Source organism: Amycolatopsis sp. NBC_00355 (genome assembly GCF_036104975.1).
Taxonomy (GTDB): Bacteria; Actinomycetota; Actinomycetes; order Mycobacteriales; family Pseudonocardiaceae; genus Amycolatopsis.
Genome location: NZ_CP107982.1, coordinates 4,209,328 through 4,225,571 on the forward strand (window position 1 = coordinate 4,209,328; position 16,244 = coordinate 4,225,571).

At 69.0% G+C, this 16,244-nt stretch carries 17 protein-coding genes; 8 read left to right on the plus strand and 9 right to left on the minus strand.

Annotation, left to right across the window (positions count from 1 at the left end; all coding sequences use genetic code 11):
• Nucleotides 1–7: 7 nt before the first annotated feature.
• Together OHS18_RS18500 and OHS18_RS18505 are read left to right on the plus strand one after the other, a co-directional pair.
• Nucleotides 8–1,141, plus strand: a complete 1,134-nt coding sequence (locus OHS18_RS18500) for a hypothetical protein (RefSeq protein ID WP_328617883.1) — start codon at nucleotides 8–10, stop codon at nucleotides 1,139–1,141.
• Between the two features lie 49 nt (nucleotides 1,142–1,190).
• Nucleotides 1,191–1,538 carry a hypothetical protein gene (locus OHS18_RS18505; protein WP_328617884.1) on the plus strand — a complete coding sequence of 116 codons (348 nt, stop codon included), beginning with the start codon at nucleotides 1,191–1,193 and terminating at the stop codon, nucleotides 1,536–1,538.
• Between the two features lie 558 nt (nucleotides 1,539–2,096).
• Here OHS18_RS18505 and OHS18_RS18510 read toward each other — a convergent pair.
• The 5 genes from OHS18_RS18510 to OHS18_RS18530 form a co-directional block, all read right to left on the minus strand.
• The gene (locus OHS18_RS18510; protein ID WP_328617885.1) at nucleotides 2,097–3,176 is read right to left on the minus strand and encodes a helix-turn-helix domain-containing protein; all 1,080 of its coding nucleotides are present in this window, start codon (nucleotides 3,174–3,176) and stop codon (nucleotides 2,097–2,099) included.
• 734 nt (nucleotides 3,177–3,910) lie between these two features.
• Nucleotides 3,911–4,969, minus strand: coding sequence for a thiamine-phosphate kinase (locus OHS18_RS18515; protein WP_328618541.1), 1,059 nt, complete (start codon nucleotides 4,967–4,969; stop codon nucleotides 3,911–3,913).
• Complete coding sequence (gene dcd, locus OHS18_RS18520) at nucleotides 4,953–5,585, minus strand: dCTP deaminase (RefSeq protein WP_328617886.1); 633 nt, start codon at nucleotides 5,583–5,585, stop codon at nucleotides 4,953–4,955. Before dcd ends, OHS18_RS18515 begins: the two co-directional genes overlap by 17 nt.
• Nucleotides 5,582–6,328, minus strand: a complete 747-nt coding sequence (locus OHS18_RS18525) for a hypothetical protein (RefSeq protein ID WP_328617887.1) — start codon at nucleotides 6,326–6,328, stop codon at nucleotides 5,582–5,584. Before OHS18_RS18525 ends, dcd begins: the two co-directional genes overlap by 4 nt.
• Nucleotides 6,329–6,344: 16 nt before the next feature.
• Nucleotides 6,345–7,562: a helix-turn-helix transcriptional regulator gene (locus OHS18_RS18530; protein WP_328617888.1), complete on the minus strand. Its 1,218-nt coding sequence runs from the start codon at nucleotides 7,560–7,562 to the stop codon at nucleotides 6,345–6,347.
• Nucleotides 7,563–8,164: 602 nt separating this feature from the next.
• On the opposite strand from OHS18_RS18530, the gene OHS18_RS18535 reads away from it, so the two are divergent.
• The 4 genes from OHS18_RS18535 (at nucleotide 8,165) to OHS18_RS18550 (ending at nucleotide 12,237) form a co-directional block, all read left to right on the plus strand.
• Nucleotides 8,165–8,431: a hypothetical protein gene (locus OHS18_RS18535; protein ID WP_328617889.1), complete on the plus strand. Its 267-nt coding sequence runs from the start codon at nucleotides 8,165–8,167 to the stop codon at nucleotides 8,429–8,431.
• A 110-nt stretch (nucleotides 8,432–8,541) separates the two neighbouring features.
• Nucleotides 8,542–9,042, plus strand: coding sequence for a hypothetical protein (locus OHS18_RS18540; RefSeq protein ID WP_328617890.1), 501 nt, complete (start codon nucleotides 8,542–8,544; stop codon nucleotides 9,040–9,042).
• Nucleotides 9,043–9,142: 100 nt separating this feature from the next.
• A complete protein-coding gene (locus OHS18_RS18545) occupies nucleotides 9,143–10,399 on the plus strand; it encodes a bifunctional glycosyltransferase family 2/GtrA family protein (protein ID WP_328617891.1) in 1,257 nt (418 codons plus the stop codon).
• Entirely contained in the window at nucleotides 10,399–12,237 is a 1,839-nt protein-coding gene (locus OHS18_RS18550) for an ArnT family glycosyltransferase (protein ID WP_328617892.1), read from the plus strand. Before OHS18_RS18545 ends, OHS18_RS18550 begins: the two co-directional genes overlap by 1 nt.
• Nucleotides 12,238–12,289: 52 nt before the next feature.
• On the opposite strand, the gene OHS18_RS18555 is transcribed toward OHS18_RS18550, so the two are convergent.
• Complete coding sequence (locus tag OHS18_RS18555) at nucleotides 12,290–12,718, minus strand: nuclear transport factor 2 family protein (RefSeq protein WP_328617893.1); 429 nt, start codon at nucleotides 12,716–12,718, stop codon at nucleotides 12,290–12,292.
• A gap of 82 nt (nucleotides 12,719–12,800) precedes the next feature.
• On the opposite strand from OHS18_RS18555, the gene OHS18_RS18560 reads away from it, so the two are divergent.
• Nucleotides 12,801–13,547 (plus strand): hypothetical protein, encoded by a 747-nt coding sequence (locus OHS18_RS18560; RefSeq protein ID WP_328617894.1) that lies wholly within the window; start codon nucleotides 12,801–12,803, stop codon nucleotides 13,545–13,547.
• Here the strand turns inward: OHS18_RS18560 and OHS18_RS18565 are convergent.
• Nucleotides 13,526–14,257 (minus strand): AfsR/SARP family transcriptional regulator, encoded by a 732-nt coding sequence (locus tag OHS18_RS18565; RefSeq protein ID WP_328617895.1) that lies wholly within the window; start codon nucleotides 14,255–14,257, stop codon nucleotides 13,526–13,528. The genes OHS18_RS18560 and OHS18_RS18565 overlap by 22 nt on opposite strands.
• A 112-nt stretch (nucleotides 14,258–14,369) precedes the next feature.
• Between OHS18_RS18565 and OHS18_RS18570 the strand changes: the two genes are divergently transcribed.
• Nucleotides 14,370–15,077: a PP2C family protein-serine/threonine phosphatase gene (locus tag OHS18_RS18570; RefSeq protein ID WP_328617896.1), complete on the plus strand. Its 708-nt coding sequence runs from the start codon at nucleotides 14,370–14,372 to the stop codon at nucleotides 15,075–15,077.
• Between the two features lie 6 nt (nucleotides 15,078–15,083).
• Here the strand turns inward: OHS18_RS18570 and OHS18_RS18575 are convergent, their stop codons facing one another.
• Both OHS18_RS18575 and OHS18_RS18580 read right to left on the minus strand, forming a co-directional pair.
• Complete coding sequence (locus OHS18_RS18575; protein ID WP_328617897.1) at nucleotides 15,084–15,566, minus strand: DUF2127 domain-containing protein; 483 nt, start codon at nucleotides 15,564–15,566, stop codon at nucleotides 15,084–15,086.
• A 103-nt stretch (nucleotides 15,567–15,669) separates the two neighbouring features.
• Nucleotides 15,670–16,233: a TetR/AcrR family transcriptional regulator gene (locus OHS18_RS18580; RefSeq protein ID WP_328617898.1), complete on the minus strand. Its 564-nt coding sequence runs from the start codon at nucleotides 16,231–16,233 to the stop codon at nucleotides 15,670–15,672.
• Nucleotides 16,234–16,244: the final 11 nt, after the last annotated feature.

The following is a 16,244-nucleotide window of genomic DNA, read 5'->3' on the forward strand; positions in this document are numbered from 1 at the left end:
AGCGGACATGACGGTGTTCGAGATGGCAATGTGGCTTGGAGGAGTGCTTCTGGTGGGGGTCGCAGTCGGGCGTCTCCGGCAGGTGGTTCCGCACTTCGGCAGTCTCACCATGTACCGCAGAGACGGCGGGTCCATTGTGATGCCGCACCCCGGCACTTACCGGACCACCACCCATTCGGCGGCCTTCCCGCTGTTCGATGGCGTCATCGTACCGTCAGCGCGGGGTGCAGAAGCTCTTCTTCGTGCCGCACGCACTGCGAAGAACGCCGACGCGACACTCGTGGTGCTTGCCAGCGGTCGCACGTCCGCGAAGGAGGCCGAACTCCTCCTGGGGAAGGACCGCTGCATCGTACTCGGAACGCCGCCGGACGCCGGAGGACCGTTGCTCCGGACATTCCATCATCCGTGCGCCACCACGACGACGGACATCAGCCGAAAGCGGAACGACGCCCTCGCGCTTGCCCACCTCCGCGGGTGGCGAACCGTTCTCTTCGTCGATGACGACGTGCAAGCGATCGAGCAGCGGGATCTTCGACACGCAGCAGAGCTGCTGGCCGGAGCGGACCGTCACTGGGTCCCTCGACGGATGGTCGGCTGGGCATTCGACGAGTTCGGCGACTTTTCCGTGGTGGGACATGCCTGCCGGCCGAAAACCAACGGAAAGGTGTCCTACGTCGGCGGCGGGGCGATGGCGATAACCTGCGACTCACAAGCTCCACTCTTCCCTCCGGTCTACAACGAAGATTTGCTCGTGGGCCTGACACTGCTGGCTGAGGACCCCACATCGGTCTGCGTGGCGGGAACGCTCGAGCAGGATGCATATGCGCCCTTTGCCGATCCTGCCCGCGCATCGGGCCAGGAGTTCGGTGAGGTTTTGACCGAGGGATACGCACGGCAGCCTGCTCCGGCCGAACTCCACACCCCACGGTACTGGAGGTCGGTGCTCCTGGATCGGCGCAGGTTGGTGCGGGAAGCCGCAGCAGACCTGCAACAGCGCGGAGTGACCGAAGGCGTCCTCGCGATGCGGGCCGTTCTCGCCACCCACGGACCCGACTGGCCGGAACTTCTCGCCAGCTTCGTAGATGACTGGGCTCATGACAGGTCGGCATGGCAGAAACACCTGAGCTCCTTGCATGCCTAGTTGGAGCGTCGGAGAAACTTCTTCGACTGAACGGAAAGTGGTGCTTTCGATGCCCGAGCCGGCACTCATCTCGATCGCAGCAGCATTGGCCAGTCGATCCGTGGTCAGTCTTTACAAGCTGGTGAAGAGGAAATTCTCGGATGATCCCGAAGCAACAGCCGTTCTCGAAGCCGCGGAGGGCGTAGCCGAGGACACCCCGGCAATGAAGAAGCTACAAGAAAAACTCGCTGAGGCGCAGACGAAGGACCCAACGTTCGCCAGGAAACTACAAGATGAATGGGATCGGGCACAGGTGGCAAACCAGGCCGAAACAGGCGGCGTCGTAAACTCCGTGACCGGTAGCGTCTCGGGCAACGTGGTTCAAGCCGGTGAGATCCAAGGAGGAATCTCTTTCTGAGGACAGGGACGCGATCTCACTGAGACCGGATCAGTGGGGGCGGGGTGCCGGGCAGCATGCCAGACGTGCCGCGCGCACTGGCCCGGCACCTCGGCAGGCTCCTGGACGCCGCACGCACGGCCCTGCGCGGAGCGCCGAAGACGATGGTCTGCCCCACCTGATTCTCGACGGCAACCTGTTCCCCGACGTGTCCGTTTCGGCGATCGAGGTTTGCTCCACGACATCGCCGGAGCCGAGCAGGGACGCGAACACGACGGGCTCCGGGTCGGCGATCCTCCGGCACATTCGCCTCGTCCCCGGGACGCCGGACGAGGCCGTTGTCGGGATGCTCGACACGGGATGACGACGGGCCGGCGGGGACCGAAATCAGCAGGCCGAGGTTCCGCTTGAGACTGGCGTCGACCGGCGGGCGGAACTCACTTCGCCGCGCTGATGGTCTGCTACAGATCGTCTACACCGCGTCCATTCGGGACGATGATTGCGTCCGATGTAGAACGGGCGCGTCGTCGATCTTTACGTGGGTCAGCAGGGCTGTGTGCGACCGGCGCTACCGCGCGTTCACTCGACCTCGGGCCACTCGTGCAGCCGGTTGTCCGGCAGCGTCCAATCGGGAGTCAGCCCTCGGCCGGCGATGACCTGGACCCGGCTGATGATGCTGAACGACTCACGTCCGCCGAACCGTTCCTGCAGGTATTCGCGGTTGCGGTCACGGAACCTCTTGTCCGTCAAAGCGCGCACCACGCCGAGTGTGCCACGGCCGTACATCCCATTGCATACCGTGACGGTGCGCTTCTGGTTGAACGGGCTGACATCCCGGTAGAAGTGTGCCACGTCTTCCAACAGGTGACCTTCTCTGTCGAGCACCGGTGAGAACAACCTGGTTTCACCGTGCACACGCACCCGGAAACCGCCAGGTTCACTGATGGGCACCATTTCGTCGCGGACGATCTGCTCCACCGGGAGGTCGACGCGTTCGATCACGTCGCGGGTCACCGTGTTCCAGTCGACACCACCGAGGAGTACGAGGTGGGTCGTGTAGAGATCGGGGGTCAGCTCTTCCGTCGTGTGGAAGCTGACCTGATTCTCGGGGTTGACAGACCTTATGTGACCGAACAACTCGATCAGCGCATCGGGGTCGGCATAGGTGTACAGCGACGTGAAATCCGCGCTCTCGGGGTCGGCGTACGTCACGTGTCGCCGCAGCTCGAGCGGCAGCGGGGCGCAGACGATCGTGACGTTTTCCTCGTCGCGGAACTGCCAGATGTCGGACACCTCGGGCTCTGGCTCGGGCGCGCGCTCCTGCCCGTCCCGGAGCCCCAGGAGTTCCTCGAGCAGGTCGTCGTGGCGGCGGCGTTCGTTGTCCGTCAGTTGATCCAGTGGGAAGACCCGCACAATTTCGCCGCGCACCGACCGCCGCGTGGCGAACAGCGTGGCGTAGGCGGCGAGCCGCCGAACCGGCGGGGCGACGGGCCGGTCGGCGTTCTCCCACGAAGAGATGAGGGAGATGCTGAGGGGCTTGCTGCCGCCGAGCGCGTGGGCGAGCTGGGCCTGGGTGATCCCCGCTTCCGGCCACTGCTCCTCCCGGAGCGCGCGCAAACGTCGGGCGAGTGCGGGACGACGCGACTCGGCTGAGGACACGACTCCGCCGCCCTTCAGTAAATTACAGTGGCGCGGGGTAAGCGCACATTGTACTCATAACACCAAGTTGCGGCATCACCCGTTGACTTCAAGGTACTTCAGGAATCACAGTAAGTTCCAGTAAACTCAGAAACTGCTGCCGGATGTCCACCGGGTCGATGCGCACACCCAGCAGTCGCAATCTCGTCACGACAAACCAGAAGCAGCCTGTGGGATCACTACCGACCCGCCATCCCGATCTGGGTGGGGTTGGCGCTGGGATCTGACGGCTCTACCGCGACCAAGACCGCCGGGCCCAGTCCGACGTCGACATCGGAAATCCGACTTGATGTCCGCACTGGCGATCTTCGCCGCCCTCCTGGCAGGGCTCACGGTCGGAGGTTTCACACGCCACCTCTCCTTGCCGGCCGACCGAAGGAAGCACGAAAATGACCAGTAGGCGGTGCCCGACAGCCAGCACTTTCTCGGCTGTGCCTGCTCGGCGGCCAGCGCCTTGCGATTCCGTTGAGCCATCCCTGCGGCGGCGACATCGTGGTGCCCCAGATCCGCCGCGAGCTTCCGACCACGCCTACCCTTGCTGCGCAGTCCTCGCGATGCGCACTTCGGTACCGGAGGTGAGCGCGGACCGCCGCCGAGGTACACGAGTGTGGTAACCCTTGACGATCAGCCCGAGGGGGTGCGCCAGAACCAAGGGTCGACACGTCGAGCAACGTCATCCCGCTGCGCATGCGCAGCTACGAAGGCGGTACACCAAGCACATCGGTGATCCACGCGGCCGGCGTGCCGCCGTGCCAGGAGCTGGCTGAGAACCGCTCCTGCGCGATTCCCTGCCAAGTAGCGTTCTCGGCTCCCGCCGTGATACTTCCACCCGCCGTGAAAGTCCCGATCTCCTGTGCTGCAACGCCTTCTACGCGCAATGTCTTCATCACAAGCCTGGCGTCCTCTGCCCTGGTGACGACGACGAGTCCCCAATCGCCCCACGTCTGTGCGAGGTCGAAGGGCCGCAGGCCGTACTGTCCTGCCACCTCGGCAACCGGCGCGTCCAGCTCGAAATCCTCGGTTACCGCCGCGCCGAGTCCGTTCACTTCACAGAGCGTGCGGATGGTCGCGAACAAGCCGTCGGAGACGTCCATTGCCGCCCGCGCGAGGCCGGTCGCGGCCAGCATCTGGCCCGCCTTCAACTGCGCCGTCGGGCGGCAAGCGCGTTGCCAGATCTCATCCTGCGCCGGCACCGGGAGCGACACCCGACCGGTCGCCAGGAGGGCCGCCGCCCAGAGGTAACCAGGAGAGCCGACCAGAAGCAGGCTGTCGCCGGCACGCGCCCCGGACCGACGGAGCCTGGTGCCCGGAGTGCACCGGCCGATGGCCGTCGCCGTCAGCTGGACGACCTCGCCGTCGCGGATGTCGCCGCCGGCGACCTTGGTTCCGTGCGCCGCGCAGCAGTCGTCAACCCCGTCGAGCAGCCGCTCGAACTCTCGCACCGTCGTCGCCTTAGGCAGCGTGTAATTGACGACGAGACCCAGCGGCGTGGCGCCAGCAGCGGCCAGATCGGACAGGTTGATCGTGGCCAGTAGCCAGCCTGCGTGGTAGAGGTCGGGCTCGCTCAGGAGGTTGACCACAGGCGTAGGACAACTGTCGGTCGTCGCGACGAGTTCGCTCTGCGCTTCCACTGTGGCGAGCAGGGCACTGTCGTCGCCGAAACCTTCGGTGCCGCCGTAGCGCGGCTGCAACACACGTTGCTGGATGCCCCGTTCACCCAGGTCGCCGAGGCTGAGCTCAGTTGTGCCGGACATGATCCGCCAATCGGGACGCGACGACCGCATGGTCGGTCGAGTAGTTGTGCGGCAGTTCGCCGTAGGGCAGCTCGCTCCCGCTTGAAGCGAACAGCATCAAGTTGCAGATCCGGACGCCTGGATACAACAGGACCGGATGCCTGAGGTGGTTGACGATCTCCAGGGTGAGCACGGCGCCCGTGCCCAGCCCGAAGCCGGGACTGACTTGCCCGCACAACACCACGCTGATCCCGAGTCGCGCGTAGTCGCTGGTCCCGTCGACCAGGCCGGCGAGGTTTTCGGATAGGCCGATCTTCTCCAGGGTCGGCGCAAGCACCACCTCTCCGGGTTCGACGACCAGCCGTCCCTGCGCGTCCGGCTCCTTGAGAACCAGGTCGGGGTGGGTCGACCGGTCCGCGACGTCGACTGGGCCGGTCGTCACCAGCGCGAACGCTTCGTGCCCGAGCCGCAGGCTGAGCGCGGCTGGGCGCACGAGCGCGTCGTCGAAAGGGTCGACCCACAGTTCGCCGTTCTCACGGGCCCGCCGAATGGCCCGGTCGGTCAGCACGCCGCGGCGATCCCGACGTTCGACGCCCCTACGCTTTTTGACCTGGCCCTTCAACTCCACGAAAGTCATGGTGCGACCTCGCTGTCGAGGCTCGCCAGTAGCTCGCTCACGAGCTCTCCGAAATCGGCTCCGGTGAGGTCGAAGTTCGGCTGATCGTCGCTTTCCCCGGGTTCGCAGTAGACGACGGTGGTCGGTGTCCGCCGCGGCCCCTGCACCACGACCGTCGCGGTGAGCTCGGCGTCGATCGGACGGACCGTGTGCACGATCGACGTGTCACACGTGTAGACGTCACCGCTCTGGACGTGCGGCACTCCCCGACGCCTCAGACGGACCTCGCCGTCGGCCGTCAGCGACGCCGGGTCCGCGGGGTCGGCGCCGTAGCGGTACCGGCGGTAAGGCTTGCCACCCTCCGAGGTCTCCGCGAACTCGACCATGTGCATCCCGGTTCCCGCGAGCACGTGAGAGGCGAACTCCCAGCGGTGGCTGTGTGGATTGGATTCGCCGCGCGACGGCATCTCGCTCCGCGGCCAGACGTGGAGGCGGATGCGGAACTCCGGCTCGATACTCGTATGGAGGACGACCTTCGCGAAACCGTTGGGATGCCAGTACGAGCGTTTCGCGATTTCAGCGACCGCCGCGCGGTCGGCGGCCAGGTCTCGGAGCCAGGCCGCGAACGCGCGCCGAGCGCCGCGGATGTGCTCCGCCGCCGCTTCGAGCTGGAGCAGGCTGGGACGGGAGTCGTTGCCGCGCAAGGCCTCCGCGACAAAGCGCGGGAAGGCGTGGTCAGCGGCGACGATGGGAGTCGTGCTCATCGTGCGGGGGGTTTCTCTATTCTGCAGCTGGGGGCGGAAGAAACGGAGGTGCCGCGAAAGCCAGCGCAGCCGCGCGCAAGGCAGTGACGGCATCGAGGGTCATCCAGATGGGGAGATCGCCACTGCCCCAGGCCCACAGGCCGAGACCGGCTTCATATCGTTCCCACAGAGAACTGAGCGCGCGGCTCAGCCGACCCCTGGGTACCTGAGGTGCCTCGGCCAGGGCCTGGATGACCCATGCGGAGGTGAAGTGCTTGATGTTGACCCGTACGTCCTCGCGGCTGCCTGGCTGTGGCAGCGCGAGGTCTTCCATGATTCCGTCGTCCGCGTGGGTGCGCTCAATGAGCCATTGCGTGCCCACCTCAACAGCTTCTCGGACGTCGGTGCGATCTTCTCCGGTGCGCAGGAGGTCCCTCAGTGCCACGACGGCTCGCGCCGTGTGCGCCGTGGACGGTTCCGGCGCCACCAAGCCCGGTTCGTTCTTCTCACCCCACAGCGGGACACCGTGGAAATCGAGACGGGCGGCGAGGAGTTCGTCCGCAAGCCGTCGGGTCAGCGCGGCGCCGGGACCGACCCGCACCGAGGTACGCAGCGCTGTGGCCAGCAGGAAGGGCCGGGTCCGGCTGTAGTCGTCAAGCGAGCTTTCGAGGTGGGCCAGCCCCTCCTCGGCCGAAAGGACGGTGCTGGCCTGGAACAGCGCGTCCACGACCGCCGAGGTGACTTCCGGCCGTTTTCCCTTCGACCGGCCTTGCCAGCCGTAGGCGGAACGCTTGGCGTAGAGGTTGTCCACGACCGTATGTAAGTCGATGTAGGGCTCACCTACCACGACCATGGCACTGATCCCGTAGGCGGTGGCGAGCGTGGTTTGCTCACCGTGCTGCTGGAGGTTGTGCCGCCAGCCGACCGCCTTGCCGTTCTCGTCGCGGATCAGGTGTTCGGCGAGGCCGTGGCCCGCCCGCCGGAAAACGTCGAGCAGGGAGCCGCCCGTCGACAGCGCAGCACCGGTCGAGGAGGCGGGAGAGCGAGCCGCCTCCACCATCTCAGCCAGCGCGTTCGCAGCCCCGAAGTGATCATCGAGCAGCCGGGCGTTCTCGGCCGACGGTAGGTAGCGCCCGGTCTCCCACTGTGTCAGGTTCGCGCGGCTGACCCGCACGATCCGAGCCACGTCCGCCTGCGTCTGCCCGGCGGACTTTCGCAACCGCCGTAACTCGGCGCCTACCTGCCTGACCGTCACCGTTACCACATCAGTACCTATCGGCCGGGGCCCGGTCGACATAGAATGTAGGTAAGCATGCGACACCAGTCTTACCTACCTAAGTAGGTACGACGTAGGAGGTGACAAATTGTGGACACAGAACGCACCTTATCTCATCCCCGTCTGTCCGGCGGACGGGCGCTGCGAGAGTCGCCCGAACGAGTTGTGCATGCAGCTCATCAGTCACCTTCTTGCCGGAAACGAATGCGACTACCACCGAGAGTGTCTGACGGGCCCCTTCGCGCAGGTGGGGGAGATCTGGTCCGGTTGCCCATCTGAGTGCGAGTTCTATACCCCGCGGTGCCGCGATGCAAGACCACTTCCTTACCTACGTTCCGCCAACACAGTCGGTTCGATCCATCGCCGGACCGTCCAAGCGCGACGGTCGGCGACCTTGCAGTCCGTCGGCGGTGGCCTGCTCCCGCGATCGGGCTGCGGTGAGCACCGCAGAAGACAAATAACGATCCACCGCCTGGCTGAACTTCGACGCCTGGCGAGCTGAATCCCGCCGTGTGTGCCAGCTGACACACACGGCGCGGCGACCCGGAGGTTTCCTGGATCCACAGCAGAGGAGGGCTTTCATGGACCCCTACACCACCGCACCGCGCAGCAGCCGCTGGCGTCGGGGCGTCTATGCGGCCGGGATCGTCATCCCCTTCACCGCTTCCCAGCTTTGGGCGCTGCTCGTGCTGCTGCGCCTCGCGCCGCTCGACGGGCTCGTCGGGCAGGCCATCGTGCTGATCGGGCTGGGGTCCGTCGCCGCGATCTGGGCCGGGTGGCGCTGGACCTGGCAGCTTGGCCGGGACAAGGACCGGCAGCCCGCCCCCAAGACCCGGATTCCGACATGACTTCGGCGCCGGTGATCGTCGCGGCCCTCGTGGCCGGGATCGCCGCCGGCCGTCCCTCGCGCCACCTCGGCGGCCTTCTCCGCCGCCGATCGACCGGAAGGAGCTCGGAAATGACCAGCAAGCAGGCCTCGTCGTTCCTCGTCCGCCTCTACCACTGGCGGTGGGAGATCCTCTCCCTCACCCTCCTCCCCTACGGCGTCGTGGTGTTCGCGCTCTGGGCCGGCCCGGTGTGGGCGTCGGTGACGCTGGGCTCCGCGCTCGGCCTGGCCGTGCTGCGCCGCCGCAGCGTGCGGGCCCGCATCCAGGCCGTCCGGCTGCAGCACCGGCTGCGCGCGACGTTCCCGCTGCTGCGCCTGCGCCCGGCGATCCTGTGGAGCCGTCCGCGTGGTGGTGACATCGTGGTGTCACTGTTCGGCCGTGAGGCCTTCGAGCACTTGCACCGCAAGCGCTCCGTCCTCGCGGCCGCGTGCGGGGTACCTGAGGTGTACGTGGACCGCCACCCGCGCTACGCGAGCCTGGTGACGCTGACGATCAGCCCGACCGAGGCCCGGCGCGAGCCGAGCCGGGCGCTGCCGCCGAGCAACGTGGTGCCGCTGCGCGTCCACAGCTGACGCCGTCCGTGCGCTGTGCCCCGCGAGCCGGGCACAGCGCACAGCAACCGCACAGGGCGATCACACGGTCACCAAAGCGGGACCGGCGACCGTGGTCGTCATGACAGCCACCGCCTCCGCTTCACGGCCCGGGACCGTCCCGGTCGACCTGGCCGGCCCGCAGCCGGTTCTCGACGTCGTCATCCCGGTCTACAACGAAGAGGCCGACCTCGAACCGTGCATCCGCCGGCTGCACGCGCACCTGGCCGAACACGTCTCCTACCCCTACCGGATCACCGTCGCCGACAACGCGAGCACCGATGCGACGCTGCCGGTCGCGGAGCGGCTGGCCCGGGAGTTCCCCGAGGTCGAGGTCCACCACCTGGACGAGAAGGGCCGCGGCCGCGCGCTCAACGCCGTCTGGCGGGCCTCGGACGCCGCTGTCCTCGCCTACATGGACGTCGACCTCTCGACCGACCTGGCCGCGCTGGCGCCGCTCGTCGCGCCGCTGCTGTCCGGGCACTCCGATCTCGCCATCGGCAGCAGGCTCGCCCGGGGCGCGCGAGTGGTGCGGGGGCCGAAGCGCGAGTTCATTTCCCGCTGTTACAACCTGATCCTCCGCTCGACGCTCGCCGCGAAGTTCAGCGACGCGCAGTGCGGGTTCAAGGCCATCCGCGCCGACGTCGCGCGGGAACTGCTGCCGCACGTCGAGGACACCGGCTGGTTCTTCGACACCGAGCTGCTCGTGCTCGCGCAACGCGCCGGGCTGCGGATCCACGAGGTGCCCGTCGACTGGGTCGACGATCCCCACTCGTCGGTCAACATCGTCAAGACGGCCACCGCGGACCTCAAGGGCATCGCCCGCGTCACCCGGGCGACGTTCACCGGGGAGATCCCGATCAGCCGGCTGCGCGAGCAGCTCGGCCGGCAGCCGATCGGCGTCGAGGCGCCCGGGGTTCCGCCACGGCTGGTGACGCAGCTCGTGCGGTTCGCCGCGATCGGCGTCAGCAGCACTCTCGCCTACCTCGTGCTGTTCCTGCTGCTGCGCTCGGCCGTCGGCGCGCAACCCGCGAACTTCACCGCGCTGCTCGTCACGGCCATCGCGAACACCGCGCTCAACCGGCGGCTCACGTTCGGCATCCGGGGCCGCGGCGGCGCCGGGCGTCACCAGTTCGAAGGGCTGATCGTGTTCGGCCTCGGCCTGGCGCTGACCAGCGGCGCGCTCGCCCTGCTCAACGGATCCACCACCCCCGGGCTGGTCCTGGAGATCACCGTGCTCGTGCTGGCGAACCTCGCCGCCACGGTCCTCCGGTTCCTGCTCCTGCGCGGCTGGGTGTTCAACCCGCGCCGCCAGGCCGCCACTCAGAAGGAGTACTGATGACCGCCGTCCTGTCCGACCCCGTGACGCAGGAACCGCGCCACCGCAAGGATTCCGCGGCGCACGCGCCCCCGCGCTGGGTGCGCCCGTCGGTGTTCGGGCTGCTGGCCGCGACCGCGGTGCTGTACTTCTGGAACCTGACCGCGTCCGGCTTCGGCAACTCGTTCTACGCCGCCGCCGTGCAGTCCGGGACGCAGAGCTGGAAAGCGTGGCTGTTCGGCTCGCTCGACTCCGGCAACGTCCTGACCGTCGACAAGCCGCCCGCCGCGCTCTGGGTCGGGACGGCGTTCGCGCGGATCTTCGGTTTCTCCAGTTTCACCGTGCTGGCGCCACAGGCGCTGATGGGCGTCGCGTCGGTCGGCGTCCTCTACCTGGCGGTGAAGCGGACGTCCGGCCCGATCGCCGGGCTCCTGGCGGGCGCGCTGCTCGCGGTGACGCCGGTGGCGGCGCTGATGTTCAAGTTCAACAACCCGGACGCGCTGCTCGTGCTGCTGATGGTCGCGGGCGCCTACTTCGTCGTGCGTGCCACGGAAAAGGCGAGCCCCGGCTGGCTCGCGCTGGCCGGCGCGGCGATCGGGTTCGGCTTCCTGACGAAGATGATGCAGGCGTTCCTGGTGCTGCCGGCGTTCGGCCTGGTGTACCTGATCGCGGCGCCGGCGTCGCTGGGCAAGCGCTTGCTGCACCTGGGCGGCGCGGTCGTCGCGCTGGTCGTCTCGGCGGGCTGGTTCATCGCGCTGGTCGACCTGTGGCCGACGGCGTCCCGGCCGTACATCGGCGGGTCCGAAGGGGACAGTCTGCTCGAACTCGCCTTGGGCTACAACGGTTTGTCGCGGATCTTCGGCGGCGGCGAGGGTGGCGGCCCGGGCGGTGGCGGCGGTATGGGTGGCAACACCGGCTTCGGTGGCACGGCCGGGCTGTTCCGGATGTTCGGCTCCAGCTTCGGCGTCGAGATCTCGTGGCTGCTGCCGGCCGCGTTGATCGGCCTGGTCGCGGGGCTGTGGTTCACCCGCCGCGCGCCGCGCACGGACCGGACGCGCCTGGCCCTGGTGCTGTGGGGCGGCTGGCTGGTCGTGACGGCGCTGGTGTTCAGCTACATGAGCGGCATCGTGCACCCGTACTACTCGGTCGCGCTGGCGCCGGCGATCGCCGCGGTGGTCGCGATTTCGGGCCGCGCGCTGTGGCAGGGCCGGGCGAACCCGGCGCCGCGGGCGGTGCTGGCCGCGATGATCGTGGTGACGGCGGTGTGGTCGTTCATCCTGCTGGACCGCACGCCGGACTGGTTCCCGGCGCTGCGCTGGATCGTCGCGGTGCTCGGTGTGCTGGTCGGCACGGTGCTGGTGATGGGCGTGCCGCCGGTCCGCCGCGCGGTCGCCGTCGTGGCCGCGGCGGTGGTGCTGACGCTGGGCGTCTCTTCGGCGGCCTACGGCGTGGAGACGGCTTCGGTGGCCCACAGCGGCTCGATCCCGACGTCCGGTCCGACGTCGAGCGCGATGGGCGGCTTCGGCGGCGACGAGTCCGCATCCGGCGCGGTCGGCAAGCTTCTCGCTTCGACCACGACGAAGTGGGCGGCGGCGACGACGGGTTCGCAGAGCGCGGCGTCGCTGGAACTGGCCAGCGGCAAGGCGGTGATCGGCATCGGCGGCTGGAGCGGCTCGGACCCGGCACCGACGCTGGACGAGTTCAAGGCGTACGTCGCGGCGGGTGAGGTGAAGTACTTCATCGACGGCGGCCGCGGCGGCGGGCCGGGTGGCGGGTCGAGCGAGATCAGCGCGTGGGTGACGGCCACCTTCACGGCCACGACGGTGGACGGGTCCACGGTCTACGACCTGCAGAAGTGAGCGCGACCTAGGGGTCGTGAGTGGTAATTCGGGTGAGAACCCCGATTACCACTCACGACCCCTTTGCGCGCAGGTGGTGACTGACGTCGCCGACCAGGTCGACCGCGGCCTGGCGTTCGGTGAACTGCCACTCGCCCGCGGACCGGCTGAAGGTGTCGCGGTAGGTGCCCGCCGCGATCGTTTGCAGGGGGAAGCCCTCGACCGCCTGCAGCACCGTGAAGTACGCCTGCGACGCCGCTGTGTCTCCGGTGACCGAGATCGACACGTTTGTCGTCACGTGTTTCGTGCGCGGGGTCGCGTCGGGGTACAGGATCACCGTCGAGCGCAGCATCTGTTCCACGGCGGCCGCGCCGCGTGCCACGCCGCCGCTGCCCGCGAACGCGCCCGAGGCGAACAGCTCGCCGACCGCCGTGAAGTCTCCCGCGTCCACCAGGGACGCGTACCTGTGGATCAGGTTTTCGATCTCCCGGGTGTCCTCCACCGCAGCGATCGTACAGAAAAAGTATAGAAACCCTCCGTACCGTGGCGGTGAGGGCGGCGGGGGTCGCCCACAGGGGGGAACCATGGATCGCCGGAGCCTGCTCAAAATCACCGCCGGGACCGCCGTCGCCGCGGCCGGGTCCGTACTGCTCGGCGGAACAGCCGACGCGGAAACGAACAGCCTGCCGCCCGTGCCGGGGATGCTCGGGGACCGGCGGGCCAACGAACTCTGGTACCAGCTCGACGAAATCGCGCTCTACCACCCGTCCGCGGAGACCAGCGCCGCCTACACCGCGTTGTTCGGGTACCTCGGGCAGGAGAGCATCGCCAGCAGGTGGCTCGCCTTCAGCAAAGAGCCCGCCTATCCGCGGAACTATCTCGAGTTCGTCAAGCCCGTCGAGGCGCCGCTGCGGACGCTCTCGAAGCTCCAGCTCGGGAACTTCGACCGTTTCTACCGCGGGGACGAAGCCGGCCTGGTCAAGGCGTTCGCCGACTTCGGGCAGGGCGTGCTCTTCGATCCTCGACGCGAACCCGTCGAGTCCGAGGTGCACACCATGGACGGGAACCCGCCCTCCAGCTACCACTTCTGGCACGCGATCCAGCGCGCGCAGATGCTGCTCGGGATCGATCGCCCGCGGTGGTCGCGGATCGATCCGATGCTCGGTTTCGCCTGGGCCCTGCAGTCCGTCGCGAAACCCGATCACCGGCACGTCAACCCCGGGCTGCCCGCGGGGCAGATCCGCGCCTTCGCCCGGTACTGGCTGCCGCGCGAGCCCGCGCAGCTCGACCACGATTTCCTGTCCTCGCCTTACCCCTCCGGACTGGGCTGAAGCACCCGTTCGTAGGCCGCTCGCAGGGCCGGGCACGGCGTGATCCCCAGTTTTTCGTCGAGGACGCGCCGGCCCCGGTGGTACACCGCGACCGCGTCCGCCGAACGCCCGCTCGCGCACAGCGCGGCCATCAGCAACGCCAGGGCGCGCTCGCGCAGCGGGTGTTCGAGGACGAGGTCCGCCGCGTCCGGGACCGCCCGCAGGTGGTCGCCCAGGGCGAGGTCGGCTTCGATACGGCCCTCCAGCGCGGCCAGCCGGAGTTCCTCGAACCGCGCCGCGGGGCCCGCGCGGAGCGGTTCGGCGACGTCGGCGAGCACCGGACCGCGCCACAGGTCCAGCGCGGCGCGGAACAACCCCGCCGCACGGGACGCCGAGCCCGCCCGGAGCGCCGCGTCACCGGCCGCCGCGAGCCGTTCGAACTCCTCGGCGTCGACCGTGCCGGCCGGCTCCAGCAGGTAACCACCACCCGTACGGACGAGCCGGGCCGGTAACGCGCGTCTCAGCCGGGACGCGTACGTGCACAGCTGCGCCTCCACGGTCGAGGGCCGGACGCCCTCCCACAGCAGGGAAATCAGCCGCGCGTCGGGTACCACCCGGCCGCGGGCCAGCAGCAACGCCGCCAGCAGCGTGCGCGGCTTGCGCCCGCCGAGCACGGCCGGGCGGCCGTCGGCGCGGCACACCGCCACCGGGCCCAGAATCCGGAACTCCATTCCCCCACCCCGTTCCCACAGTACCGGGACTGACACCGCCGGCACAGGAAAGTCTCAGACCGCCCACAGGAACGGCGCGGATCATGGAGATCAGAGGGATGAGGAGGCCGCGATGATCACCACCCGTCCGGGCTACCCGCGCTGGCACACCGCGAGTGCGCAGGGCCCCCGTTCGCACAACGCCGACGCCGTCGGCGCCTACGCCGCGGCCGGCGCGCCCGGCGTCGTGTTCGCCCTCGCCGACGGCGTCGGTGACGACCCGGCCGCCGCCCAGGCCGCGCGTGTCGCCGCCGCGGCCGCCGCGCGCACGCCGGTCCACAAAGGACCGGTCGAGGCCGTGCTCGCCGCGCAGCGGGCCGTCCGGGAACGCGGTCGCGGCGACGCCGTGCTCGTCGTCGCCGTGCCGGTCGCCGGCGGGTACCGCATCGCCTGGGTCGGCGACGCCCGCGCGTACGCCTGGGACGGCACCGCGCTGCGCCGGCTGACCACCGACCACACGCTCGCCGAGTACTTCCGCGCCCGCCACCAGCCGGTGACACCGCGGATGGAGCACGTGGTCACCACCAGCGTCCGCACGACGAAACCGCACGAGATCGGGACGGCCGAGGTCACCGGCGGCGGCCTGCTGCTGACCAGTGACGGCGTCCACAAGCCCCTCACCGGGACCGCGATCCGCGCGATCCTGGCCGACCCGGCGCACGGGGCCGCCGAGCTCGTCGAGGCCGCGATCGCCCGCGGCGGTTCGGACAACGCGACCGCCCTGTACGTCGAGGCGGTGGAGGCCGACAGCACGACGGTGCGATTTCCCGTCGCAGCGTGAGCCCGGCTAGCCGCGTTCGCGTTTCAGCTGCCGGTATTCGCGCAGGACGAGCACGATGATGAGCACGTCCAGGGCGGCGAAGAACGGCAGCGCGATCGAGTGGGTGTGGATCGCCCGCCAGATCTCGTAGACGACGAACGCGGCGAGGACGACCGCGGCGATCGGGTACGCGGGGACGATCTTGCGCGCCAGCGCCCACACCAAGCCGAGCTTGATCAGGCCGTGGGCCAGCAGGTAGGCGACGGCGAACGTCTTGGTGTCGCCGTGCAGGAAGTTCTCGGTCGCCGATTCGAGGTGCCGCGCGAGCGTGCCCGACGGGTCGCCGAGCAGGTCGCGGGTGATCACCGCGTGGGTGAACCCGCTGACGGTGGACGCCGGGATGAACGCGAGGACCAGCGCCCCGACGACCTGGAGGGCGCCGTCGAGCCCCTTGATCGCGATCGCGATCCGGAAGAACCGCTCGGTCGCCGTCGGCTTGGTTTCCGCCATGTCCCCACCTCAGCACGAACGGCGGATCCGCGCACGTGCAGGCACCTTTCGCGGCGTTCGTGCCGGCTGTCCGCCCGGTCGGGTCCGTCCCGGGGGATCCGGGTCAGCCCGCCGTCGCCGCCCGCACGACGTCCTCGGCGAACTCGACCGCGGCCTTCGCCGCGTCTTCGCCGAAGATCGGGCCGTGCGCATACAGCCCGTCGATGATGAGCAGGATCCGGTCCGCCAGCCGATCCGGCTCCGCGGCCGACGTCGCCCTGGCCAGTTCGCGCAGCTGTGTGCGGACCCGCGCGAAGTGGTCCGCCGACACGCGGTGCGCGGGGTGCTCGCGCCCCGGGAACTCGACGACCGTGTTCCGCAGCGGACAGCCACGCGCTCCCGGCGCGGTCGCCCGCACCCCGGCCTCGCGCACCAGCTCGACGAGCTGCGCCGCCGGGGTCCCGGCGGCCTCGCGCGCGTCCGCGACCAGTTGCTCCCAGTCCTCGACCCGACGGCGCAGGTAGGCCACGACCAGGTCGTCCTTGCTGGCGAACCGGCTGTAGAGCAGGTTCTTGCCGCAGCCGCACTCGTCGATGATCTCCTGCATCCCGACGGCGTGCACGCCGTGCCGGTCGAACAGCCGGGTGGCGGTCTCGAGGATGCGCTCCCGGGCGTCCGGCGTCGGCATGCGCGGCATCG